Below are 25432 nucleotides of genomic sequence, written 5' to 3' on the forward strand. Positions count from 1 at the left end.
GGATCGAGCGATTTGTCGCCTCTGGGCCCGCAAGGGCAAAGTTCCGATTCGCCGCCTTGGCTGGAAGCCGCACTATCTGCCGAAGGGAAGTTGGCGATCGCGTTGCGTAGACGCTCTGTCTGCGCGTTATTACGCGGCGGTCAACTAGCGTCGCAGCTCGCCCGGTCGGTCATGCCGATCGGCCGTACGTGGGCTTTGCGGGTCGTTTCGACTGTGGCACGATCAGGGGCACTGATTCTTGTTCTGACCCCCGACAGGAGCACGCTGATGTTTGGACGGTCGCCGCGCCGCCTTCGCGCCGCCCTCGCGTTCGCGGCCGTGGTCGCGTTTGCGGGCGCCTTCTCTGGTCAAGCCAGCGATCTTCAGCTGTTCGACTACTCGTGGGGCGCACCGGTCCTCGACAAGGGTGCCACCGTCGCCCGATAGGCCCGGTTCCGCAACACCCAGCGAGGGAGCGGAATGAAGGCTGGAACGCCCTCAGCCCGTAGATCCAATGAGCAGGCCTGGCTGATCACTGGACCTCTGGCTGTGCTGGCCATCGTCTGCTCGTTCGTCCTCGCGTTGGCTGGGCCGCCGCCTCCGGGCAATCTCTTCGGAGCGGTGGCGATTTTCGGCGTGATGGTGGCGACCAGCACCCAGGTGCTGCAGGTCGTCGTACGTCGGCAGGCGCTCGAAGTCATCGTCACTGAGATCCCGCTGGTCCTTGCCTTCTTCTACCTGCCGCCGCTGACGGTCGTCCTGATCGCCGTCCTGGCTGCGCTGGTCGGCCAGCTTCGTCGGCGTCTCAGCGCTCCGAAGGTCTGGTTCAATCTCGCCAGAACGGCCGGCGCCGCCTCGGCCGCGGGGGTTGTCCTGCTGGCGCTTCCTCCTGTCGAGGGGGTGGGCCCGAAGGCGTGGGCTGTCCTCTTCGCCGTGGTCAGTGTCAACAGCTTGATCTCGTTGGCTGCGATCAGCGCTGTCATCACCCTGCTGCACGGGTGGCAGGCGGGGTGGGAGTTGATCCGCAACGCCCCTGCCCCGCAGGTGATCTGCGCGATCAATGCCGTCATCGGGCTGGTGATCCTGATGGCGATCGAGTCCAACCTGTGGTCCGTGCTCCTGATCGCGGTACTGGCGATCGCGGTCGTTCTGGTCTACCGCTCGTACGCTCAGTTCCTTCGCCAGCACCGCACGCTCGGAAACATGTACGAGCTGACCCGGGCGATCAGCGAGAGTGGTCAGGAGGGCGGCCTGGTCGACGCGCTGCTGGACCGGGTCCGCGCGCTGATGCAGGCCGAGTACGCCACGCTCTGGCTGCCGGCCCAGGGTCGCCACCCTGAGGTCCTGCTGAGCGCCCGGCTCGACGACCGTGGCCTGCTCGACGTCGCGCTTACTCCCTCGATCGTCCGCGAACGGGTTCGGCAGTCCGGCCGCCCACTGGCGTCCGGGCGAGCCTTCGACGACGACGATGACGTCCGTAGGGCGCTGGGTAAGCACCAGGTCAAAGACGTCATCGTGGTTCCACTGCGGTCCGGCCAGGCGGTGATCGGCACGCTCGAGGTGGTCAACCGACTCAGTGACGTCGGCCATTTCACGGCCGCTGACATCCCGGTCTTCGAAACCGTGGCCGCCCACGTCGCCGTCGCGTTGGAGAATTCGCGGCTGGTCGACCGGTTGCGGCATGACGCGTACCACGACACGTTGACAGGGCTGCCCAATCGGCGGCGGATCATCGGCGCGCTGGACGAGTCGGTCAAGATCCGCCTGCCCGGTGAGGTGGTGGCGCTGCTGCTCTTCGACGTCGACGGGTTGCGCCAGGTCAACGAGTCCCTCGGTCACGCCGCCGGGGACAAGGTCCTCGCCGAGGTCGCCAGCCGGTTGCGGGCCAGCGCGCCGTCGTCGGCGCTGGTCGGCCGGGCGGGCGGAGACGAGTTCCTGGTGACGCTGCGGTTGGAGAGCGCCGAGGCCGCGCTGGAGCTGGCCGCCCAACTGCGCGACCAGATCCGCGACGAAATGGTCTTCGACGCGCTCACCCTGGACGTGAACACCGCCGTCGGGGTGGCCGTACACCCTGATCATGGCAGCGACGCGGCGACCCTGCTCCTGCGTGTCGACCTGGCGGCCACGGCCGCCAAGTCGGTGCCGGGCAGTGTGCAGCTCTTCAACCCGGCGCTGGAGTCCCGATCGCTGCGCCGGCTCGGCCTGGCCGGCGATCTGCGCCGTGCGTTGGACGACAACGAGCTGAAGGTCTACTTCCAGCCCAAGGTGACACTGCGGGACCGGCGCCTGGTGGGTGTCGAGTGCCTGGCGCGGTGGGAACACCCGACGCACGGCACTGTGGCTCCCGAGGACTTCGTGGCGGTTGCCGAGCACACCGGCCAGTTGAGCCGGCTCACGGAGGTGGTTCTCCGCGAGGGGCTGCGTCGCAGCCGGGACTGGGCGCTGGCCGATCAGCCGCTGCCCATCGCGGTCAACCTCGCGGCCCGTACGCTCACCGACCAGCACTTCCCGGACCGCGTGCAGGAGCTGCTGAGCGAATATCGGGTGCCGGCGCAGCGTCTCACCCTGGAGATCACCGAGGCGGGGGTGCTGGACGGCACGGACCGACCCATCCCGACCCTGCAACGGCTGCGCGATCTCGGCGTCCGGTTGTCGGTGGACGACTTCGGCACTGGTGACTCGTCTCTGGCGCACCTGCGCCGACTGCCGGTGCACGAGGTGAAGGTGGACCGTTCCTTCGTGCAGGGCATGGCCACCGACCCGGGGGACCTGGCCATCGTCAACGCCGTGGTGACCCTCTCGCAGCAGTTCGGCCTGGCCGTGGTCGCCGAGGGTGTGGAGAGTGAGCTGACGCTGGAGCTTCTCCAGGACATCGGCTGTGAGATCGGGCAGGGCTTCCTGTTCAGCAGGCCCCTGCCGTACGAGCGATTGGCCGCCTGGTTCGGTGCTCAGGTCGAGCCGGAGACGACCGCCGACGGGGAGCTTCCGCGCCTCCGAGTCGTGCCCTGACCAGGGCGCGGACGATCACCGGGGATCCGATTTCACCTGTCGAGCCGGGCCGTGTACTCTTACTCCTGCGCGCCCCACGGGGAGATCGCGCAGGCCCCCTTAGCTCAGTCGGCAGAGCGTCTCCATGGTAAGGAGAAGGTCTACGGTTCGATTCCGTAAGGGGGCTCGAGGGTTCAGCTGGACCCATCGCAGCGGTGTAGCTCAGATGGTAGAGCAAGCGGCTCATAATCGCTGTGTCGCCGGTTCAAGTCCGGCCACCGCTACTCTCGTCTTCCGGGCTCGTTGCCGGTGGTCGTAAGAATGGGCGCTTCTGGCGCCCACTTTGCATGTCCGCGCTGTCAGCGTCTAGGCTGGCGCGTCGTAGTTGTTTCCGTTAGCGAGGAAGGCACTCCGCCGTGGCGAAGGCTACCGATGTCCGGCCGAAGATCACTTTGGCGTGTGTGGAGTGCAAGGAGCGCAACTACATCACGCGCAAGAACCGGCGTAACGACCCCGACCGCATCGAGCTGAAGAAGTTCTGCCCGCGTGACGGTCGGCACACGGTCCACCGCGAGACCCGCTGATAGCTGCCGGCTTCGCGCCGGCCGCTGTCGAAGCTTTCCAATCGCCGATCTGACCGGTCTGGCGCGGCTCCGCTGCCGCCTGCCGATCAGATCGGCGATTGTGCTTTCCGTGTAGGTTCGCGGCATGCCTCTGGACCCTTCCTTCGTCGGCCGGACCTATCCGCCGACCGCCCCCTACCAGGTGGGCCGAGAAAAGATCCGTGAGTTCGCCAGCGCCATCGGTGCCACGGACCCGGCTCATCACGACCCGGAGGCCGCGCGGGCGCTGGGGCACGGCGACGTGGTGGCCCCGCCGACCTTTCCGGTGATCGTCACGATGGCCGCGAGCCGTCAGATCATCGAGGACCCGGACCTGGGCGTCGACTACAGCCGCCTGGTGCACGGCGACCAGCGGTTCGCGTACACCCGGCCGGTGGTCGCGGGCGACGAGCTGGTCTGCACCAACACGATCGAGGACGTCAGCACCCGGGGTGGGCACGGCTTCCTGACCACGCGCACCGACGTGAGCACCGTCGGCGGGGAACCGGTGGTCGCCGTTTGGGCCAGGTACGTCATTCGCGGGGAGGCCTGAGATGGAGTTTCCAGCCAAGACGTTCCGGGTGACCCGCGCCGACCTGGTGCAGTACGCCGGCGCCTCGGGTGACTTCAACCCGATCCACTGGAGTGACCGGGTCGCCACCAAGGTTGGTCTGCCCGGGGTGATCGCCCATGGCATGTTCACCATGGCGCTGGTCGGCCGGGCGGTCACCGAGTGGGCGGGGGCACCGGACGCGGTGGTCGAGTACGGCGTCCGTTTCACCCGACCGGTGGCGGTGCCCGACGACGACCAGGGCACCGAGATCGAGGTGACCGCACGGGTCCGTGAGGTCACCGAGGAAGGCCTGACCCGCCTCGACGTGACTGCGACCTGCCTGGGCGAGAAGGTGCTCTCGCAGGCCCGGGCAACCATCCGTACGGCACGCTGAACCCTCCTCGCCACGCGTGGCGAGGAGACCGGTTGGGAAAGTCGGGGGGCTACCCGTACACTGGTCCGCCGTGGGGCAAGTGACCCCTGCTCGGTCGTCTGTGACCGCGTGGGGCGAGTGTTGCCACATAGGGGTGTAGCTCAATTGGCAGAGCAGCGGTCTCCAAAACCGCAGGCTGCAGGTTCAAGTCCTGTCACCCCTGCGCCTCAGGCCTGACCGTTCCCGTGGGTCGCGCCGCCACCATGGCGGCGTCCGGCCCGTGGTGGTGGCATCGGCGGGGTGGTTCCGAGGCAATCGGGGCCCTCCGGATGATCCACCGGCCGCGGCCCGTCGCGGGACGGTTGGGCCCGGCCGGCGTGACCAGCGCCGCGTACGCCGCTCGGCGTGCGACCCGAGATTCCGCGACGGAGGGCGAAGTGGCCGACAATAAGCGGCACGGCGAGGACGCCGGCGACGATCGTCTGGATGACGAGATCGTCGACGACGTAGCCGACGACGACGCCACCGGCGCGGACGAGCCGGTTTCCCGGGGCGGCACCGCCACGCGGTCGCGCGCACGGGCGGAGTCGGCGGACAGCCGGCCGGCCACCCGGTCGGAAACGGGTCGGGTGGGCGTGTTCGGCCGCATCGCCCGGTTCTTCCGCGAGGTCGTAGCCGAACTGCGTAAGGTCATCTGGCCGACCCGCAAGGAGTTGCTGACCTACACCGCCGTGGTGGTGACGTTCGTCGCGGTGATGCTGACGATCGTCGGCGTGCTGGACTACGGCTTCGCCAAGGTCGTGCTGTTTGTCTTCGGCAACTCGGACTGACCGGCTGCCTCCAGCCGATAGTGACGGAAGTGAGCGAGCGTGCCTGAGTACGACGAGACCGCCGGACCGGTGGACGAGCAGTCCACGGTCGCGACGGCGGCTGGTGACGAGTCGGTTGAGGCCGCCAGCGAGCCGGAGTTCCCAACGACCGAGCCCGCACCGGACGAGGATTACGACGCTGTCGCCGAGCTGAGGCAGAAGCTGCGTTACGCGCCTGGTGACTGGTACGTGGTGCATTCGTACGCCGGCTACGAGAACAAGGTGAAGACCAACCTCGAGACCCGGATCACGAGCCTCGACATGGAGGACTTCATCTACCAGGTCGAGGTGCCGACCCGGGAAGAGGTCGAGGTCAAGAACGGTAAGCGTTCCCAGATCCAGGCCAAGGTCTTCCCGGGCTACATCCTGGTCCGGATGGAGCTGACCGCCGAGTCCTACTCGTGTGTCCGGAACACCCCGGGTGTGACCGGCTTCGTCGGCGCGACCGACCGGGCCGACCGGCCCGCCCCGCTCTCCCTCGACGAGGTGCTGAAGTGGCTGGCACCGGCCGTCGAGACCGAGCAGAAGAAGGCGAAGCCGGAGATCAAGGTCCTCGACTTCGAGGTCGGCGACTCCGTCACCGTCACCGACGGCGCCTTCGCGTCGCTGCCGGCCACGATCAGCGAGATCAACGCAGACCAGCAGAAGCTCAAGGTGCTGGTTTCGATCTTCGGTCGCGAGACCCCGGTGGAGCTCAACTTCAACCAGGTCGCCAAGATCTGACTGGTCGTCGGCGGCGGGCTCGGCCCGCCGCCGACGTCGGCGTAGTCCTCCCGCTCGACCTCGGCGGACGAGTGGGCTGCGGCCTGCGCTACTCTTGAATGTCGCCGCTGTCGCACCGCGCTGACCGTGCGCGCTCCGAGGGCGGCGACAGCCGCATTTTCCCAGCTCCAAGCCCCAGGAAGTGACATGCCTCCGAAGAAGAAGCTCGTCAAGACGTTCACGCTTCAGCTGCCGGCGGGCCAGGCCACGCCGGCCCCGCCGGTCGGCCCCGCGCTCGGCCAGCACGGCGTGAACATCATGGAGTTCTGCAAGTCCTACAACTCGCAGACCGAGTCCCAGCGGGGCGACATCGTCCCCGCCGAGATCAGCGTCTACGAGGACCGGTCCTTCACGTTCGTGCTGAAGACCCCGCCCGCCGCCCGGCTGCTGATCAAGGCCGCCGGTGTGCAGAAGGGCTCGGGTGTTCCGCAGTCCGAGAAGGTCGGCTCGGTCAGCCGCGCCCAGCTGCGTGAGATCGCCGAGAAGAAGATGGCCGACCTCAACGCCAACGACATCGAGCAGGCCGAGAAGATCATCGCCGGCACCGCCCGGTCGATGGGCATCACCGTCAACGACTGACGTCGGCCCAGGCCGTCGACCCGACCGTGGGAGGGCCCGCGCCGAGCGGCCCGCCAGAGACCACAGGAGTAATCAGCAATGCAGCGCAGCAAGAGCTACCGCAAGGCCGCCGACGTCATCGACCGGTCGAAGCTCTACACCCCCTCTGAGGCCGTGAAGCTGGCCAAGGAGACCACCAACGTCAAGTTCGACGCCACGGTCGAGGTCGCCATGCGCCTCGGCGTCGACCCCCGCAAGGCGGACCAGATGGTCCGCGGCACGGTCAACCTGCCGCACGGCACCGGTAAGACCGCCCGCGTGATCGTGTTCGCCAGTGGCGCGAAGGCCGAAGAGGCCGCCGCGGCGGGTGCCGACGAGGTGGGCACCGACGAGCTGGTCGCCCGGATCCAGGGCGGTTGGCTCGACTTCGACGCGGCGATCGCCACGCCGGACCAGATGGCCAAGATCGGCCGGATCGCGCGGATCCTGGGCCCGCGCGGCCTCATGCCGAACCCGAAGACCGGCACGGTGACCATGGACGTCACCAAGGCGGTGCAGGACATCAAGGGCGGCAAGATCACCTTCCGGGTGGACAAGCACTCCAACCTGCACCTGATCATCGGCAAGGCCTCCTTCACGGAGAACCAGCTGGTGGACAACTACGCCGCGGTGCTCGACGAGGTGCTGCGTGCCAAGCCGTCCGCGGCCAAGGGCAAGTACCTCCGCAAGGTCATCCTCACCACCACGATGGGCCCGGGTGTCCCGGTCGACCCGAACCTGGTGAAGAACCTCCGTGAGGACTCGGCCGAGGCCTGAGCCGACAGTTCGCTCCGCCGGGGCGCCGTCACGACTGTGGCGGCGCCCCGGCGCGTTCATGGTGTGGCAGGCTCGACGCCATGCGACTGGAGAACGTCTGGTTGCGGTACCACCGGCGGGGGCCGTGGGTGCTGCGGGGCGTCGACGTGCGGATCGGTCCGGGCGAGGTGGCGGTCGTGCTGGGCCGCAACGGGGTAGGCAAGTCCACGCTGCTTCAGGTGGCGGCCGGGGTGCTCCGGCCGGGCCGCGGCCGGGTCACCGACCGACCCGCCCGGGTGGGCTGGGTGCCGGAGCGTTTTCCGGCCGACCAGCCGTTCACAGTGGCCCGCTACCTGACCGGGATGGCCCGGGTGGCCGGGTTGGGCAGGGCGGCGGCCGACGAGGCGGTGGCCTCCTGGATCGACCGGCTCGGGCTGTCCGCCTTCCGCTCGGTCCGTCTGCCGGAGCTGTCGAAGGGCACCGCGCAGAAGGTGGGCCTGGCCCAGGCGATGTTGTGCCCTCCCGGCCTGCTGGTGCTCGACGAACCGTGGGAGGGGCTGGACGCCGCCACCCGCGAGCTGGTGCCCGAGCTGATCGACGAGGTGCTCGCCGCCGAGGGGTCCGTTCTGGTCAGTGACCACCGGGGCGAAACGGTCCGGTTGCCGTCCGCGCGCCGCTGGCTGGTGGCCGACGGCTCGCTGACCGAGGAGACGTCCGCGGCGGACGAGACGCTCGCGGTGGTCGAGGTCGCGGTGCCGGCCGCGCGGGCCGCCGGCACCGTCGCCCGGTTGCGCGCCGAGGGGCATCACATTCTGCGGGTACGCGTCGACGCCCCCACCGCCGCGCCACCGGCGCGACCCACCGAGCCTCTTCCGGAGGCTGGTGCCGCCCGACCCGCCGAGCCGCCGTCGCAGGTGGTCGGGGAATCGACAGCGGAGCAACCGGACGCGACCGACGCGGTGGTCGAGCCGGCGGCGGGGGAGGCCCGGTGAACGCCCTGATCCGGATGCGGCTGGCGGGTTTCCTGCGGACCGGCCGCGCGATCGCGCCGCTGCTCGCCGGCCTCGTCACGCTCGGCATCCTCTACGGCGGCGGTCGTGCCCAGCCGGCGGAGGCGTACGGCGTCTCGGCCGTGGTCCTCTTCCCTGTCATCGCCTGGCAGACCAAGATCCTCCTGGACGTGGAGCCGGACGTGCAGCGCCGGCTGGCACAGGTGGCGGTCGGGGTGTCCCGCGAGCGGTTGGCCGGTCTCCTCGCGGCCAGCGTGGCAGCGCTGGTGACGGTGGGCGTCGGGCTGCTGTTCCCGTGGTTGGTCGGCGGGGTCTCCGGCCCGGTCGAGCCGGGGGACCGGTCGATCCCGGTCGGGCTCGCGCTGGGGCTGTGGGCGCACCTGGTCGCCGTACCCGCTGCGGTTGCCCTCGGTGCTCTGGCCAGCCGGGCGTCGGTGGGCGGTGCCGGGTACGGCGTCGCGGTGCTCGCCCTCGGCGGTGTCGGCGCGGTGGTGCTCGGCCTGAGCGGCTCGGTGGCTCCCTGGCTGGCACCGCCGATCATGGCCGCCGCCAGGGCCACCGGAGGCGACGCCGCCGCGCTCAGCCTGCTGGGGCTGACCATGTGGGCGTTGGCCTGGAGCGCCGCGGTCGTCGGCGGCTACCTGTGGCGGCGGCGGGCCCAGGGCTGACCCCGCGTCGGTGTCGGTGACGTGGCTCACCTGGCGCGATTTGGTGCTGGTGACCTGGGCGCGTAGTCTTCAACAGTCATCCGTGTTCTCATGGATGTCGAACCACCCAGAGACCGCTGGTCACCGTGCTTCGGCACGGTCGAAGGTCCCGCGACACCGGGCGACCCGCGCAGGGCGGCAAGCGTAACTCGGCAGTGAGCATGGTCCGCCGACCGTGACGATCCGCCGGCCCTCGCCCCGTGCGCCCTGCGCCGGGGCTTTTTCGTTGTCGCGTCGCCTCCGCTCCCGTTCCGGCTTCGGCCGTGACGGGACCAGCCTCGAGTAACGAGAGAGGAGGGACATGGCGGACAAGCCGATTCGTGCCGACAAGGCCACGGCCGTCGCTGAGCTGACCGAGAGCTTCCGCAGCTCGGGCGCCACCGTGCTGACCGAGTACCGCGGTCTGACGGTTTCCCAGCTCACCCAGCTTCGGCGCTCGCTCGGCGCCGAGACCAGCTACATGGTCGCTAAGAACACGCTGGCGAAGCGTGCTGCGACGGACGCGGGCATCACCGGCCTCGACGAGCTGTTCACCGGTCCTACCGCGCTGACTTTCGTTTCGGGCGACGTCGTCGAGGCGGCGAAGGGTCTTCGCGACTTCGCGAAGGCCAACCCGAAGCTCGTCATCAAGGGCGGTGTCTTCGAGGGCAAGGCCATTTCCGCGGCCGAGGTCACGAAGCTCGCCGACCTGGAGTCCCGCGAGGTGCTGCTGGCCAAGCTGGCCGGCGCGATGAAGGGCAACCTGAGCAAGGCCGCGGCCCTGTTCCAGGCCCCGCTGTCGAAGACCGCCCGTCTGGCGGCTGCCCTGCAGGACAAGCGCGAGAAGGAGGGCGCCGAGGCGGCCTGAGGGCTTCCACGGCGCACCAGTTCTTACTTATCAGCATTAGGAAAGGACGCCAGACATGGCGAAGCTCAGCACCGACGAGCTGCTCGACGCGTTCAAGGAGATGACGCTGATCGAGCTCTCTGAGTTCGTGAAGCAGTTCGAGACCACCTTCGAGGTCACCGCTGCCGCTCCGGTCGCGGTTGCCGCGGCCGGCGGTGCCGCCGGTGGCGCTGCTGCCCCGGCCGAGGAGGAGAAGGACGAGTTCGACGTCATCCTCGACGCCGACGGTGGCAAGAAGATCCAGGTCATCAAGGTCGTGCGTGAGCTGACCGGCCTGGGCCTCAAGGAGGCCAAGGACGCGGTCGAGTCCGCGCCGAAGGCCATCCTGGAGAAGGTCAACAAGGAGACCGCCGAGAAGGCGAAGGCCAAGCTCGAGGGTGAGGGCGCCAAGGTCACCCTCAAGTGACCTGAGCTCCACCAGCGCGTACCCGGCTCGTGAGCCGGGACACGAATCGCGTCACGGCGGGCGGTGATCCGACACGGATCGCCGCCCGCCGTGTTGGTGGATCCGGCGCGGACCGGCTCTGAGCTGGGCTCCGACGACCGGCGTCCTGGATCCCGACGGGCGCGGCGGGTCGCCCTCCAGGAGGAAAGAAGTAGCGACCCGGATACCGGCCCTTGACGCGGCACCGGCCTGCCAGGCACGCTGACACCAGCAAGACACCGCGCTTGCGACGGCCACGATGTGGGTATGACAGCGACGGCACCATCGGTCGCGGTCACCCGAGCGGCCCAGTGGGGAGTTGCGTTCTGAGCGGCCCGGCAGACCCCGGTTGACGGGGGCCGAGGCGCGTTCCGCAAACGACCTGCGGGGTGGGCTGGACAGCGGTTAGCCTCTCGGCTACACTGCTAGTTTGCGCTGCCTTCCGACTCGACCCCTGCTCGGAAATGTCCGTTTACGGATAATTCTGGTGGGGTCATTGGAGTGCACGCGTACCAGCCGTTCTGCAGCACCGGTCCTCGGAAGGACGCATCTTGGCAGCTTCCCGCCCTGCGAAGACCAGTCGTACGTCGAGCGCATTCGCTCCCCGCCGAGTTTCATTCGGCAGGATCACCGAACACCTCGAGGTCCCCAACCTCCTTGCCATTCAGAACGAGTCCTTCGACTGGCTCGTCGGCAACGAGGCTTGGCAGGGCCGGTCGGCGGACGACCCGCACGCACGCTCGGGTCTCGCGGAGATCCTTGAAGAGATCAGTCCCATTGAGGACTTCTCCGGCACCATGTCACTTTCCTTCTCGGCGCCGCGCTTCGACGAGGTCAAGGCCTCGATCGAGGAGTGCAAGGAGAAGGACCTGACCTACTGCGCTCCGCTCTTCGTGACCGCGGAGTTCACCAACAACACCACTGGCGAGATCAAGAGCCAGACGGTGTTCATGGGTGACTTCCCGATGATGACGCCCAAGGGCACCTTCGTCATCAACGGCACCGAGCGCGTCGTGGTCAGCCAGCTCGTCCGGTCTCCGGGCGTGTATTTCGACAAGCAGCCGGACAAGACCTCCGACCGCGACCTCTCCAGCGTCAAGGTCATCCCGAGTCGGGGTGCCTGGCTGGAGTTCGACATCGACAAGCGCGACACGGTCGGCGTACGCATCGACCGTAAGCGTCGGCAGGCCGTCACGGTCCTGCTCAAGGCCATCGGATGGTCGGCCGAGCGCATTCGTGAGAAGTTCGGCTGGTCCGAGCTGATGATGACCACGCTCGAGAAGGACCACATCGCCGGCGCCGACGAGGCTCTGCTCGACATCTACCGCAAGCTGCGCCCTGGCGAGCCGCCGACGCGCGAGAACGCCCAGACCCTGCTCGACAACCTCTTCTTCAACCCGAAGAGGTACGACGTCGCCAAGGTCGGGCGCTACAAGTTCAACAAGAAGCTCGAAGTCGACGTGCCGATCACCACGGGCACGCTGACCGAGGACGACATCGTCGCCACCGTGGAATACCTCTGCCGGCTGCACGCCGGTGAGGAGGGCTACGAGGCCGACGACATCGACCACTTCGGCAACCGTCGCCTGCGCACCGTGGGTGAGCTGATCCAGAACCAGGTTCGGGTCGGCCTGTCCCGCATGGAGCGGGTCGTCCGCGAGCGGATGACCACGCAGGACGTCGAGGCGATCACCCCGCAGACCCTGATCAACATCCGCCCGGTGGTGGCGGCGATCAAGGAGTTCTTCGGGACGTCGCAGCTGTCCCAGTTCATGGACCAGACCAACCCGCTGGCGGGCCTGACCCACCGGCGTCGGCTGAGCGCGCTCGGCCCGGGTGGTCTGTCCCGGGAGCGGGCCGGCTTCGAGGTCCGCGACGTGCACCCGTCCCACTACGGCCGGATGTGCCCGATCGAGACGCCGGAAGGCCCGAACATCGGCCTGATCGGCGCGCTGTCCACCTTCGCCCGGGTCAACCCGTTCGGCTTCATCGAGACGCCGTACCGGAAGGTCGTCGAGGGTCGGGTCACCGACCAGATCGACTACCTGACTGCGGACGAGGAGGACCGGTTCGTCAAGGCCCAGGCCAACGCGCGCCTGAAGGCTGACGGCACGTTCGCCGAGGACCGGGTGCTCTGCCGTCGTAAGGGCGGCGAGACCGAGGACGTCGTCCCCGGTGCCGTCGACTACATGGACGTCTCGCCCCGGCAGATGACCTCGGTCGCGACCGCCATGATCCCGTTCCTCGAGCACGACGACGCCAACCGGGCACTGATGGGCGCGAACATGCAGCGCCAGGCGGTGCCGCTGGTCAAGGCCGAGGCGCCGCTCGTGGGTACGGGCATGGAGTACCGTGCCGCGGTCGACGCTGGCGACGTGGTGGTCGCCGAGGTCGGCGGTGTGATCGAGGACCTCTGCGCCGACTACGTCACCATCCACCAGGATGACGGCCACCGCCGGACGTACCTGCTGCACAAGTTCCGCCGCTCCAACGCCGGCTCCTGCGTCAACCAGAAGCCGGTCGTCTTCGAGGGCGACCGCGTCGAGGCCGGTCAGGTCATCGCCGACGGTCCGTGCACCGACGAGGGCGAGATGGCACTCGGACGCAACCTGCTGGTGGCGTTCATGTGCTGGGAGGGCCACAACTACGAGGACGCGATCATCCTGTCGCAGCGCCTCGTGCAGCAGGACGTGCTCACCTCGATCCACATCGAGGAGCACGAGGTCGACGCTCGGGACACCAAGCTCGGCCCGGAGGAGATCACCCGCGACATCCCGAACGTCAGCGAGGAAATGCTCGCCGACCTCGACGAGCGCGGCATCATCCGGATCGGCGCCGAGGTCGTCCCCGGTGACATCCTGGTCGGCAAGGTCACGCCCAAGGGTGAGACCGAGCTGACCCCGGAGGAGCGCCTGCTCCGCGCGATCTTCGGTGAGAAGGCGCGTGAGGTTCGGGACACCTCGCTGAAGGTGCCGCACGGCGAGACCGGCACGGTCATCGGTGTGCGCACGTTCTCCCGCGAGGACGGCGACGAGTTGCCGCCGGGTGTCAACGAGCTGGTCCGGGTCTACGTCGCCCAGAAGCGCAAGATCCAGGACGGCGACAAGCTCGCCGGCCGGCACGGCAACAAGGGCGTCATCTCGAAGATCCTGCCGGTCGAGGACATGCCGTTCCTCGAGGACGGCACCCCGGTCGACATCGTGCTCAACCCGCTCGGTGTGCCGAGCCGGATGAACATCGGCCAGGTGCTGGAGACCCACCTCGGTTGGGTCGCCAAGACCGGTTGGAAGGTCGAGGGCGACGACGCCGAGTGGAAGCGCCAGCTCCGCTCGATCGACGCGCACGAGTCCGAGGGCGACACCAACGTGGCCACCCCGGTCTTCGACGGTGCCCGCGAGGAGGAGATCTCCGGTCTGCTCGAGTCGACCCTGCCCAACCGGGACGGCAAGCAGCTGATCGGTCGTACCGGCAAGGCGCAGCTCTTCGATGGTCGTTCCGGCGAGCCTCTGCCGGACCCGATCGCGGTCGGTTACGTCTACATCCTGAAGCTCAACCACCTGGTCGACGACAAGATCCACGCTCGGTCGACCGGCCCGTACTCGATGATCACGCAGCAGCCGCTGGGTGGTAAGGCGCAGTTCGGTGGTCAGCGTTTCGGTGAGATGGAGTGCTGGGCGATGCAGGCGTACGGCGCTGCCTACGCCCTGCAGGAGCTGCTCACGATCAAGTCCGACGACGTGCTCGGCCGGGTGAAGGTCTACGAGGCCATCGTCAAGGGCGAGAACATCCCGGAGCCGGGCATCCCGGAGTCGTTCAAGGTGCTGCTCAAGGAGCTGCAGTCGCTGTGCCTCAACGTTGAGGTGCTGTCCAGCGACGGTGTGGCCCTGGAAATGCGCGAGACCGACGACGAGGTGTTCCGGGCCGCTGAGGAGCTGGGCATCGACCTGTCCCGGCGCGAGCCGAGCTCGGTCGAAGAGGTCTGAGGTGAGCGGTCGGGGGCCGGTTCGCCGGCCCCCGACCTCACCCGAGAATTAGCAGTACAGACGACGACATAGGGGACATAGTGCTCGACGTCAACTTCTTCGACGAGCTGCGCATTGGCCTCGCCACCGCCGACGACATCCGTCAGTGGTCGCACGGCGAGGTCAAGAAGCCTGAGACGATCAACTACCGCACCCTGAAGCCGGAAAAGGACGGGCTCTTCTGCGAGAAGATCTTCGGTCCGCAGCGGGACTGGGAGTGCTACTGCGGTAAGTACAAGCGGGTCCGGTTCAAGGGCATCATCTGTGAGCGCTGCGGCGTCGAGGTGACTCGCTCCAAGGTCCGTCGTGAGCGGATGGGGCACATCGAGCTCGCCGCTCCGGTGACCCACATCTGGTACTTCAAGGGCGTTCCGAGCCGGCTGGGCTACCTGCTGGACCTCGCCCCCAAGGACCTCGAGAAGATCATCTACTTCGCCTCGTACGTCGTGACGAGCGTGGACGCGGAGTCGCGTCACCGTGACCTCTCGACGATCGAGAACGAGATCCTGGCCGAGAAGCGGCAGTCCGAGAACAGCCGCGACTCGGAGATCGAGAAGCGGGCCGCCAAGCTCGAGGCCGACCTGGCCGAGCTGGAGGCCGAGGGTGCCAAGGCGGACGTCCGGCGCAAGGTCAAGGAGGGCGGAGAGCGCGAGATGCGCCAGATCCGCGACCGGGCCCAGCGCGAGATCGACCGCCTGGACGAGGTGCTGGACACCTTCCGCAAGCTGGAGCCGAAGCAGCTGGTCACCGACGAGCTGCTCTACCGCGAGCTGCGCGACCGGTTCGGTGAGTACTTCACCGGTTCCATGGGCGCCGAGGCGATCAAGGCGTTGGTCCAGAACATGGACCTCGACGCCGAGGCCGAGAGCCTGCGGGAGACCATCCGGTCCGGCAAGGGCCAGCGGAAGATCCGGGCGCTCAAGCGGCTCAAGGTCGTCGCGGCGTTCCTGAACACCCGCAACTCGCCGCTCGGCATGGTGCTGGACTGCGTCCCGGTCATCCCGCCGGACCTGCGCCCGATGGTGCAGCTCGACGGTGGCCGCTTCGCGACCTCCGACCTGAACGACCTGTACCGCCGCGTGATCAACCGGAACAACCGCCTCAAGCGGCTGATCGACCTCGGTGCTCCCGAGATCATCGTCAACAACGAGAAGCGGATGCTCCAGGAGGCCGTCGACGCGCTGTTCGACAACGGCCGTCGCGGCCGGCCGGTCACCGGCCCGGGTAACCGCCCGCTCAAGTCGCTGTCCGACATGCTGAAGGGCAAGCAGGGCCGGTTCCGCCAGAACCTGCTGGGCAAGCGCGTCGACTACTCCGGCCGTTCGGTCATCGTGGTCGGCCCGAAGCTCAAGCTGCACCAGTGCGGTCTGCCCAAGCAGATGGCGCTGGAGCTGTTCAAGCCGTTCGTGATGAAGCGGCTGGTCGACCTCAACCACGCACAGAACATCAAGTCCGCCAAGCGGATGGTCGAGCGTCAGCGCCCGGTCGTGTGGGACGTGCTGGAAGAGGTCATCGGCGAGCACCCGGTGCTGCTCAACCGTGCACCGACCCTGCACCGCCTGGGCATCCAGGCCTTCGAGCCGCAGCTGGTCGAGGGCAAGGCGATCCAGATCCACCCGCTGGTCTGCACCGCGTTCAACGCCGACTTCGACGGTGACCAGATGGCGGTGCACGTGCCGCTGTCCGCCGAGGCTCAGGCCGAGGCGCGGATCCTGATGCTGTCGTCGAACAACATCCTCAAGCCGGCCGACGGTAAGCCGGTCACCATGCCTACCCAGGACATGGTCATCGGTCTGTACCACCTCACCCACCTCACCGCCGGTGAGAAGGGCGAGGGCCGGGCGTTCAGCTCGGACGCCGAGGCGCGGATGGCCTTCGACAACAGCGAGCTGCACCTGCAGGCGCCGGTGCGGATCCGCCTGCGTGGCGTTATCGGTGTCGACAACGGCGCTGGCGCCGAGGCGTGGACCGCCCCGGAGGGCTGGGTCGAGGGTGACCCGCTGACCGTCGAGACGACCCTGGGTCGGGTGCTGTTCAACGAGACGCTGCCGCAGGGCTACCGCTTCGTGAACTACGAGATCCGCAAGGGTCAGCTCTCGGCGATCGTCAACGACCTCGCCGAGCGCTTCCCCAAGGTGGCCCTGGCCGCCACCCTGGACGGGCTCAAGGAGGCCGGTTTCCACTGGGCCACCTGGTCCGGCGTGACGATCGGCATGGAGGACGTCATCGCTCCGCCGCGCAAGGCGGAGATCCTGGCGAAGTACGAGAAGGAAGCCGACCGGATCGACAAGCAGTACCAGCGTGGTCTGATGACCGCCGAGGAGCGTCGCGGCGAACTCATCGAGATCTGGACCAAGGCGACCAACGAGGTCGCCAAGGAGATGGACACCGCGCTGCCGCAGGAGAACCCGCTGTGGAAGATGATCAACTCGGGTGCCCGCGGTAACCTGCTCCAGCTCCGGCAGATCGCGGCGATCCGTGGTCTGGTGGCCAACCCGAAGGGCGAGATCATCCCGCGGCCGATCAAGGCCAGCTACCGGGAGGGTCTGTCCGTGCTGGAGTACTTCATCTCCACGCACGGTGCCCGTAAGGGTCTCGCCGACACCGCGCTGCGGACCGCCGACTCGGGTTACCTGACCCGTCGTCTGGTGGACGTCTCGCAGGACGTCATCATCCGCGAAGAGGACTGCGGCACCGACCGGGCGATCCCGATGCAGATCGGCGAGAAGCTGGACGGCAAGCTCGTCGTCCACACCCACGCCGAGACCAGCGTGCACGCCCGGACGCTGGCCGACGACATCAAGGGTCCGGACGGCACCGTGGTGGCCGAGCGCGGCCAGGACATCAACTCCATCGGGGTCGACAAGATCGTCGCCGCCGGCGTGGAGACGGTCCGGGTCCGCAGCGTGCTCACCTGCGAGTCGAAGCTGGGTGTCTGCGCGGCCTGCTACGGCCGGTCGCTGCCGACCGGTAAGTCGGTCGACATCGGCGAGGCGGTCGGCATCATCGCCGCCCAGTCCATCGGTGAGCCCGGTACGCAGCTGACGATGCGTACCTTCCACACCGGTGGTGTCGCGGGTGAGGACATCACCCAGGGTCTGCCACGTGTTCAGGAAATCTTCGAGGCTCGGGTCCCGAAGGGTAAGGCGCCCATCGCCGACACCCCCGGCCGGATCCGGATCGAGGACGGCGAGCGTTCGCGCAAGATCATCGTGGTGCCGGACGACGGCAGCGACGAGATCGTCTACGACAAGATCTCGAAGCGGGTCAAGCTCCGTACCCACGACGGCGGTCACGTCGCGGTCGGCGAGAAGCTGACCGAGGGCACCATCGACCCGCACGAGCTTCTGCGGATCATGGGTCCGCGGGCGGTCCAGGTCCACCTGACCAGTGAGGTCCAGGAGGTCTACCGCTCGCAGGGTGTGCTCATCCACGACAAGCACATCGAGATCATCATCCGCCAGATGCTCAAGCGGGTGACGGTCATCGACTCCGGCTCGACTGAGTTCCTGCCGGGTGTGCTGGTCGACCGGGCGCTGTTCGAGTCGGAGAACCGCCGACTCGTCTCGGAGGGCGGCGAGCCCGCCGCCGGTCGTCCGGTGCTGATGGGTATCACCAAGGCCTCGCTGGCCACCGACTCCTGGCTCTCGGCGGCCTCCTTCCAGGAGACCACCCGGGTGCTGACCGACGCTGCGATCAACTCGCGCAGCGACTCGCTGGTCGGCCTCAAGGAGAACGTGATCATCGGAAAGCTCATCCCGGCCGGTACGGGCATCAGCAAGTACCGCAACGTCCGGGTGGAGCCGACCGAGGAGGCCAAGGCCAAGGTCTACTCGATGACCGGGTACCCGGAGACCGACTACGGGTTCGGGCCGGCCGGCGGGCAGGCTGTGCCGCTGGACGACTTCGACTTCGGGTCGTACCGCTAAGCACCAATCACACGACGAGGCCCCCGGTGTCCGCCGGGGGCCTCGTCGTGTCCGGACCCACCCACCCCGGCGGTGAGTTCGGCATGATGGGGGGATGACGACCGCACCCGGGCAGGTGCCCGTCGCGCAGCAGGACCCGCGTCACCCGCTGGACCCGGATCCGGCCCGTGCCACGAAGGCACGGGCGGTCTTCGCACTGGGGCTGCTCGGCATGTTGACCGGGCTCTTCATCGGCGGGGTGGTGCCGGCGACCGTCGCACTGCAACTGGCGCGGCAGGCGCGCCGTGAGGCGTACACCTCGGGGGGTTTCCTGACCGGAGGCGCCTGGCTGCGGCGGGGGGAGCGGATGGCCTGGACCGGCCTGGTGCTGGTCGCGGTCACCGTGGTGATCGCGGTCGTGATCGGTGTGGTCCGGTTGGCCGGCGCGCCGTTCGGCCACGACTACCCGACGAACATGGACTGAGCCCGCCGGTGGCCGCGCCCCGGCGGCGGTGTCCTCGGCGGTAGCCTGGCCGGTGTCCACCGTGCGGCGGTGGTGCCCTTTCGACAGGAGGACCTCGTGACGGAACCGGCGCGGCCCCCTGCGGACGAACCGGCCGGCCCTCCGGACGCGCAGACCCCGCCCGAGCCGACCCCTCCTGCATCGACGCCGCCCGCGCCGGCCTCGCCCGCGCCGAGTGGCTGGGAGCGACCGGGTCCGAGCGGCCCACCGCACCCCCCGGTCTCCGCGCCGGGTTGGGGTGCGCCGCACCCCGGCTGGGGCCCGACCGTGCCGACCGGCTTCCACCAGCCGTACCCGGTCTCCGGTGGGCCGACCTACGCACCCCAGGGGTGGGGCCCGCCGTCGTCCGGGCCCGGCGTGCCGCCCGGGTGGGGTGCGCCGTCGTCCGGGCCTGGTGTGCCCCAGGGGTGGGGTCCGCCGCCGCCGGGTCACGCGCCCGGATGGAACGGCGTGGCTGGGCCTCCGCCGCCTCCGACCGACGATCAGCGCCGACCGCCGAAGCGGGTCGAGACCGTTCCGGGTACGCCGTTCGGTGTCGTGCACCTGGACGTGGCGCCGGTCACGTCCGGGCTGGCCATCGGGGCGCTGGTGGCCGGAATCGCGTCGGCCCTGGTCTCGCTGCTGGTGATCTGCTTCGGGGTGGCGTTCGTGGACGAGGGTGGGGCCTGGGCCTCCGGGGCGTTCGCGGTGCTCGGGGTGCTGACGGGTGTGGCAGCCGTGGTCATCGGGCTGCTCGGTCAGCGGCAGATCCGCCGGCCGGTAGCGCCTCCGGCCGTCCGCTTCACCGGCCGTGGTCTGGCGGTGGCCGGGATCAGCTGCGGCGTGGTGGGAGCTGTGCTCAGCCTCCTGGGCCTGGGCCTGGCGTTGCTCCTCGCTCTGGCCTAGGCCACTCCCGTCCGTTTCGGTGCCGTCATGGCACCAGTGGCGCTTTCCGGTGCTGCCCCGGGGCCGACGGGTGGTCCTGCGGGGAAGCCGGTACACTTGTGCTCGTAGGTGCCCATCGCGGGCGACAGGGCAGGACGAGATCCGGCCGGCGGATGTGAGACAGTCGCCGGGCCATTCCGTTTTGACCTGGGCGGTTGTGGTAGGTACTCTTTCCCCTTGTGCCCGGGCCTGCCCGGGCAACTCGTGCGTGCGCTGTTTCCGGAGTTCGGGCGGCGGCACGACAAGCCAAAGATCCGGGGCGGGGTAACCCGCGCACCGGTGACAAACTCCGGTTCGCACGCGAAAGCGTCGCAACGGAGCCGTGACGAGGGCGACACGCCCGACCGCGGGTGCCGGGGTCTCCGCAAGGCGACCCTGGTCGGAATGTAGGAGAGCCGGTCATCAGGCCGGTTAACGAGCAGACGGCGCGGCCGCGGATGCGGCCGAAGGGAGCGGAGAAACCCGGTGCCCACGATCCAGCAGCTGGTCCGAAAGGGCCGCCAGGCGAAGACGACCAAGACCAAGACCCCGGCGCTGAAGGGTTCTCCTCAGCGGCGCGGCGTGTGCACCCGCGTGTACACCACCACCCCGAAGAAGCCGAACTCGGCGCTGCGCAAGGTCGCTCGCGTGAAGCTCAGCAGCCAGATCGAGGTGACCGCCTACATCCCGGGCGTCGGTCACAACCTGCAGGAGCACTCGATCGTGCTCGTCCGCGGTGGCCGGGTGAAGGACCTCCCCGGCGTGCGTTACAAGATCGTTCGCGGCTCGCTGGACACCCAGGGTGTCCGCAACCGCAAGCAGGCGCGCAGCCGTTACGGCGCGAAGAAGGAGAAGAGCTGACATGCCGCGTAAGGGACCCGCTCCGCGGCGGCCACTGGTCGCTGACCCGGTGTACAACTCGCCGCTGGTCACCCAGCTGGTGAACAAGATCCTGCTCCGCGGCAAGCGTCAGCTCGCCGAGTCCATCGTGTACGCGGCCCTCGAGGGCTGCCGCGAGAAGTCCGGCACCGACCCGGTCGTCACCCTGAAGCGGGCGATGGACAACGTCAAGCCGACCCTCGAGGTGCGCAGCCGTCGTGTCGGTGGCGCCACCTACCAGGTTCCGGTCGAGGTCCGCCCGACCCGGGCGACCACCCTGGGCCTGCGCTGGCTGGTCACCTACTCCCGCGCCCGGCGCGAGAAGACCATGGTCGAGCGGCTGATGAACGAGCTGTTGGACGCGAGCAACGGCCTCGGTGCCGCCGTCAAGCGGCGCGAGGACACGCACAAGATGGCCGAGTCGAACAAGGCCTTCGCGCACTACCGCTGGTAACACCCTGGTTCCGGCGCCCACGGGCGCCGGAACCGCCACCAGTTGAGTCGAGACGACGATAAGTAGGGATTGAAGTGGCCGCCGCAGACGCGCTCGCCAACGTACGCAACATCGGCATCATGGCGCACATCGATGCCGGTAAGACCACGACCACCGAGCGAATCCTGTTCTACACCGGTATCACGTACAAGATCGGTGAGGTCCACGAGGGCGCTGCCGTCATGGACTGGATGGAGCAGGAGCAGGAGCGTGGTATCACCATCACCTCCGCTGCTACCAAGTGTGAGTGGAAGGGCCACACGATCCAGATCATCGACACGCCGGGCCACGTCGACTTCACGGTTGAGGTCGAGCGGTCGCTGCGGGTCCTGGATGGTGCGGTCGCGGTTTACGACGGTGTCGCCGGCGTCGAGCCGCAGACGGAGAACGTCTGGCGGCAGGCCGACAAGTACAACGTCCCGCGTATGTGCTTCGTCAACAAGCTCGACCGGACCGGTGCCGACTTCTTCCGCTGCGTGCAGATGATGATCGACCGGCTGAACGCCACCCCGCTGGTGCTCCAGATCCCGATCGGGCTCGAGGGCGACCACATCGGTGTCGTCGACCTGATCGGCATGCGCGCCCTCACCTGGCGCGGGGAGACCCAGAAGGGTGAGGACTACGCGGTCGAGGAGATCCCGGCCGAGCTGGCCGACTCCGCAGCCGAGTGGCGCGAGAAGCTGATGGAGACCCTCGCCGACGTCGACGACTCGGTGATGGAGAAGTACCTGGAAGGCGAGGAGGTCTCCGTCGAGGAGATCAAGGCCGCCATCCGGCGTGCCACCATCGCCGGCAAGGCCAACCCGGTGCTCTGCGGCTCGGCGTTCAAGAACAAGGGCGTCCAGCCCATGCTCGACGCCGTGGTCGACTTCCTGCCGTCGCCGCTGGACGTCCCCGCGATCGAGGGTACGGCCACCGACGGTGAGACCCCGCTGCTGCGGAAGCCGTCGAACTCGGAGCCGTTCTCCGGTCTGGCCTTCAAGATCCAGACGGACAAGCACCTCGGCAAGCTCACCTACGTGCGGGTCTACTCCGGCACGCTCGATTCCGGTTCGCAGGTGGTCAACTCCACCAAGGACCGCAAGGAGCGGATCGGCAAGATCTACCAGATGCACGCCAACAAGCGGGAAGAGCGTCCGTCGGCGCAGGCCGGTGACATCATCGCCGTGCAGGGTCTCAAGCAGACCACCACCGGCGACACGCTCTCCGACCCGGCGAACCCGGTGATCCTGGAGTCGATGACCTTCCCGGAGCCGGTCATCTCGGTGGCGATCGAGCCGAAGACCAAGTCCGACCAGGAGAAGCTGGGCACCGCGATCCAGCGCCTGGCCGAGGAGGACCCGACCTTCCGCGTCCAGCTGGACGAGGAGACCGGTCAGACGGTCATCTCCGGCATGGGTGAGCTGCACCTGGACATCCTGGTCGACCGGATGCGCCGCGAGTTCAACGTCGAGGCCAACGTCGGCAAGCCGCAGGTGGCGTACCGCGAGACCATCCGCCGCAAGGTGGAGAAGGTCGAGTACACGCACAAGAAGCAGACCGGTGGTTCCGGCCAGTACGCCCGCGTGATCGTGAGCGTCGAGCCGCTGCCGCTGGACAACGACTCGCCGACCTACGAGTTCGCCAACGCCGTCAGCGGCGGCCGCATCCCCCGGGAGTTCATCCCCTCGGTGGACGCCGGTGCCCAGGACGCCATGCAGTACGGCATCCTGGCGGGCTTCCCGCTGGTCGGTGTGAAGCTGACGCTGCTGGACGGCCAGTACCACGAGGTCGACTCGTCGGAAATGGCATTCAAGATCGCCGGCTCGATGGTGATGAAGGACGCGGCCCGCAAGGCCGATCCCGCACTGCTCGAGCCGATGATGGCCGTTGAAGTCACCACTCCTGAGGAGAACATGGGTGACGTCATCGGTGACCTCAACTCCCGCCGCGGCATCATCCAGGCGATGGAGGAGCGCAGCGGCGCCCGCATCGTCCGGGCTCTGGTGCCGTTGTCGGAGATGTTCGGCTACGTCGGCGACCTGCGGTCGAAGACCCAGGGCCGGGCTAGCTACAGCATGCAGTTCGACTCCTACGCCGAGGTTCCGCAGAGCGTCGCGAAGGAGATCATCGCCAAGGCAACGGGCGAGTAACGCCCTGAGCAGGTGATTCGTGGTTGGTCGCGGGAGGTTTCACCCGCCCGCGGCCACCACGATCGGATCGCGTGAGACCGGGCCTGTAGGCTTCATCGCCGCAGAACCCACAAAGGCTCTCCGGCCGTCTGGCCGGAAAGGCTGTCGACAGAGTCCTAAGCGCCGACCGGCGCGCCGGGCGTACGAACCAAGAAGTCCACAGGAGGACACCAGTGGCGAAGGCTAAGTTCGAGCGGACTAAGCCGCACGTCAACATCGGCACCATTGGTCACATCGACCACGGTAAGACGACGCTGACGGCGGCCATCACCAAGGTCCTGCACGACCAGTACCCGGACCTGAACCCCTACACGCCGTTCGACGAGATCGACAAGGCGCCGGAGGAGAAGGCCCGCGGCATCACGATCTCGATCGCGCACGTCGAGTACCAGACCGAGGCGCGGCACTACGCGCACGTTGACTGCCCCGGTCACGCGGACTACATCAAGAACATGATCACCGGTGCCGCGCAGATGGACGGCGCGATCCTGGTGGTCGCGGCGACCGACGGCCCGATGCCGCAGACCCGCGAGCACGTGCTGCTGGCTCGTCAGGTGGGCGTGCCGTACATCGTCGTGGCGCTCAACAAGAGCGACATGGTCGACGACGAGGAGCTCCTGGAGCTCGTCGAGCTCGAGGTCCGCGAGCTGCTCTCCTCGCAGGAGTACCCGGGTGACGACCTGCCGGTCGTCCAGGTCTCCGCGCTGAAGGCGCTCGAGGGTGACCCGGTCTGGACCGCGAAGCTCCTCGAGCTGATGAGCGCGGTCGACACCGCGATCCCGCAGCCGGAGCGCGAGACCGAGAAGCCGTTCCTCATGCCCGTCGAGGACGTGTTCACGATCACCGGTCGTGGCACCGTCGTCACCGGTCGTGTGGAGCGCGGCGTGCTGCTGCCGAACGAGGACGTCGAGGTCGTCGGCATCCGCGAGAAGGGCTTCAAGACCAAGGTCACCGCGATCGAGATGTTCCGGAAGACCCTGGACGACGCCCGCGCAGGTGAGAACGTCGGCCTGCTGCTGCGTGGTACCAAGCGCGAGGACGTCGAGCGCGGCATGGTCGTCGTGAAGCCGGGCACCACCACCCCGCACACGGAGTTCGAGGCGACGGTCTACATCCTCTCCAAGGAGGAGGGTGGCCGCCACACCCCGTTCTTCCAGAACTACCGTCCGCAGTTCTACTTCCGGACCACGGACGTCACCGGTGTCGTCACCCTCCCCGAGGGCACCGAGATGGTCATGCCGGGTGACAACACCACCATGTCGGTGAAGCTGATCCAGCCCATCGCCATGGAGGAGAACCTCAAGTTCGCGATCCGCGAGGGTGGCCGCACCGTCGGCGCCGGGTTCGTCACCAAGATCGTCAAGTGAACTAGGTAACCCCGATTAGACCCGCCGCCGGTCGTGCGGCATACTAGTCAGGTTGCGTAACGACAGTTCGTCGCCTGTGTTCGGCTTTCGCTGAACCTCCGGGTGGCGAGTCAGTCGAGCGTAGGGTGGTTGGCGGCCCAGTCGCCAACCACCCTCGCACGGCGTTCAGGTCGCGGTAATGCGATCGGCGCCTTGACCCACCGCGCGGTCAGCACCACTCCGGAACCATGGGGCGGAGCTCGGCCCGAGGGCGCGACACGCCCGACCGCGGGGGTCGGCGAAGTGGGCCTGTACCAGCCGGTACAGGCGCCCGCAACACAGCGGCATCGAGAGAAGGAACAGAAGCCACCATGGCGGGACAGAAGATCCGCATCCGGCTCAAGGCCTATGACCACGAGGTCGTCGACTCCTCGGCTCGGAAGATCGTCGAGACGGTGACGCGCACCGGGGCGCAGGTCGCGGGCCCGGTGCCGCTGCCCACGGAGATCAACCGTTTCTGCGTTATCCGCTCGCCGCACAAGTACAAGGACTCGCGCGAGCACTTCGAGATGCGCACGCACAAGCGGCTGATCGACATCATCGACCCGACCCCGAAGACGGTCGACTCGCTCATGCGCCTCGACCTGCCGGCTGGCGTCGACATCGAGATCAAGCTGTAGG

Annotated in this window: 22 protein-coding genes and 3 tRNA genes; all 25 read left to right on the forward strand. The window is 68.1% G+C overall.

Going from position 1 to position 25432, the window contains the following annotated elements; all coding sequences use genetic code 11:
* The first annotated feature begins 267 nt into the window (after positions 1-267).
* Positions 268-426, forward strand: coding sequence for a hypothetical protein (locus FHU34_RS32835; protein ID WP_167524762.1), 159 nt, complete (start codon positions 268-270; stop codon positions 424-426).
* 33 nt (positions 427-459) lie between these two features.
* Positions 460-2988, forward strand: a complete 2529-nt coding sequence (locus FHU34_RS04815) for a putative bifunctional diguanylate cyclase/phosphodiesterase (protein ID WP_145778882.1) — start codon at positions 460-462, stop codon at positions 2986-2988.
* A 93-nt stretch (positions 2989-3081) separates the two neighbouring features.
* Positions 3082-3154: transfer RNA gene (locus tag FHU34_RS04820), tRNA-Thr, on the forward strand.
* Positions 3155-3178: 24 nt separating this feature from the next.
* A tRNA-Met gene (locus tag FHU34_RS04825) sits at positions 3179-3251 on the forward strand.
* A gap of 132 nt (positions 3252-3383) precedes the next feature.
* Positions 3384-3551, forward strand: coding sequence for a 50S ribosomal protein L33 (gene rpmG / locus FHU34_RS04830; protein WP_007073056.1), 168 nt, complete (start codon positions 3384-3386; stop codon positions 3549-3551).
* A gap of 124 nt (positions 3552-3675) precedes the next feature.
* Positions 3676-4122, forward strand: coding sequence for a MaoC family dehydratase N-terminal domain-containing protein (locus tag FHU34_RS04835; protein WP_145778883.1), 447 nt, complete (start codon positions 3676-3678; stop codon positions 4120-4122).
* A gap of 1 nt (position 4123) precedes the next feature.
* Entirely contained in the window at positions 4124-4516 is a 393-nt protein-coding gene (locus tag FHU34_RS04840) for a MaoC family dehydratase (protein ID WP_145778884.1), read from the forward strand.
* 129 nt (positions 4517-4645) lie between these two features.
* Positions 4646-4718, forward strand: a tRNA-Trp gene (locus FHU34_RS04845).
* 214 nt (positions 4719-4932) lie between these two features.
* Positions 4933-5325, forward strand: a complete 393-nt coding sequence (gene secE, locus FHU34_RS04850) for a preprotein translocase subunit SecE (RefSeq protein WP_145778885.1) — start codon at positions 4933-4935, stop codon at positions 5323-5325.
* Between the two features lie 39 nt (positions 5326-5364).
* Positions 5365-6087, forward strand: coding sequence for a transcription termination/antitermination protein NusG (nusG, locus tag FHU34_RS04855; RefSeq protein ID WP_088987561.1), 723 nt, complete (start codon positions 5365-5367; stop codon positions 6085-6087).
* A gap of 186 nt (positions 6088-6273) precedes the next feature.
* Entirely contained in the window at positions 6274-6705 is a 432-nt protein-coding gene (gene rplK, locus FHU34_RS04860) for a 50S ribosomal protein L11 (RefSeq protein ID WP_145778886.1), read from the forward strand.
* A gap of 78 nt (positions 6706-6783) precedes the next feature.
* Positions 6784-7500: a 50S ribosomal protein L1 gene (gene rplA / locus FHU34_RS04865; protein ID WP_145778887.1), complete on the forward strand. Its 717-nt coding sequence runs from the start codon at positions 6784-6786 to the stop codon at positions 7498-7500.
* 80 nt (positions 7501-7580) lie between these two features.
* Entirely contained in the window at positions 7581-8471 is an 891-nt protein-coding gene (locus FHU34_RS04870) for an ABC transporter ATP-binding protein (RefSeq protein ID WP_145778888.1), read from the forward strand.
* Positions 8468-9157: a hypothetical protein gene (locus tag FHU34_RS04875; protein ID WP_145778889.1), complete on the forward strand. Its 690-nt coding sequence runs from the start codon at positions 8468-8470 to the stop codon at positions 9155-9157. Before FHU34_RS04870 ends, FHU34_RS04875 begins: the two co-directional genes overlap by 4 nt.
* Positions 9158-9497: 340 nt before the next feature.
* Positions 9498-10043 carry a 50S ribosomal protein L10 gene (gene rplJ / locus FHU34_RS04880; protein WP_145778890.1) on the forward strand — a complete coding sequence of 182 codons (546 nt, stop codon included), beginning with the start codon at positions 9498-9500 and terminating at the stop codon, positions 10041-10043.
* A 55-nt stretch (positions 10044-10098) separates the two neighbouring features.
* Positions 10099-10488 (forward strand): 50S ribosomal protein L7/L12, encoded by a 390-nt coding sequence (gene rplL / locus FHU34_RS04885; protein ID WP_145778891.1) that lies wholly within the window; start codon positions 10099-10101, stop codon positions 10486-10488.
* 569 nt (positions 10489-11057) lie between these two features.
* Positions 11058-14489 carry a DNA-directed RNA polymerase subunit beta gene (rpoB, locus tag FHU34_RS04890; protein WP_145778892.1) on the forward strand — a complete coding sequence of 1144 codons (3432 nt, stop codon included), beginning with the start codon at positions 11058-11060 and terminating at the stop codon, positions 14487-14489.
* Between the two features lie 80 nt (positions 14490-14569).
* Entirely contained in the window at positions 14570-18457 is a 3888-nt protein-coding gene (locus tag FHU34_RS04895; RefSeq protein ID WP_145778893.1) for a DNA-directed RNA polymerase subunit beta', read from the forward strand.
* 94 nt (positions 18458-18551) lie between these two features.
* Entirely contained in the window at positions 18552-18920 is a 369-nt protein-coding gene (locus FHU34_RS04900; protein ID WP_145778894.1) for a hypothetical protein, read from the forward strand.
* A 489-nt stretch (positions 18921-19409) separates the two neighbouring features.
* Positions 19410-19844: a phage holin family protein gene (locus tag FHU34_RS04910; RefSeq protein ID WP_145778895.1), complete on the forward strand. Its 435-nt coding sequence runs from the start codon at positions 19410-19412 to the stop codon at positions 19842-19844.
* A 504-nt stretch (positions 19845-20348) separates the two neighbouring features.
* The gene (gene rpsL, locus FHU34_RS04915) at positions 20349-20723 is read left to right on the forward strand and encodes a 30S ribosomal protein S12 (RefSeq protein WP_007465318.1); all 375 of its coding nucleotides are present in this window, start codon (positions 20349-20351) and stop codon (positions 20721-20723) included.
* Position 20724: 1 nt separating this feature from the next.
* The gene (rpsG, locus tag FHU34_RS04920; protein ID WP_007465317.1) at positions 20725-21195 is read left to right on the forward strand and encodes a 30S ribosomal protein S7; all 471 of its coding nucleotides are present in this window, start codon (positions 20725-20727) and stop codon (positions 21193-21195) included.
* 74 nt (positions 21196-21269) lie between these two features.
* Positions 21270-23366, forward strand: coding sequence for an elongation factor G (gene fusA, locus FHU34_RS04925; protein ID WP_145778896.1), 2097 nt, complete (start codon positions 21270-21272; stop codon positions 23364-23366).
* A gap of 212 nt (positions 23367-23578) precedes the next feature.
* Positions 23579-24772, forward strand: a complete 1194-nt coding sequence (gene tuf, locus FHU34_RS04930; protein WP_145778897.1) for an elongation factor Tu — start codon at positions 23579-23581, stop codon at positions 24770-24772.
* 350 nt (positions 24773-25122) lie between these two features.
* Positions 25123-25431 (forward strand): 30S ribosomal protein S10, encoded by a 309-nt coding sequence (rpsJ, locus tag FHU34_RS04935; RefSeq protein ID WP_007073037.1) that lies wholly within the window; start codon positions 25123-25125, stop codon positions 25429-25431.
* The last annotated feature ends 1 nt before the right edge of the window (position 25432 follow it).

The sequence above is a fragment of the Micromonospora taraxaci genome (assembly GCF_007830095.1).
GTDB lineage: Bacteria > Actinomycetota > Actinomycetes > Mycobacteriales > Micromonosporaceae > Micromonospora > Micromonospora taraxaci.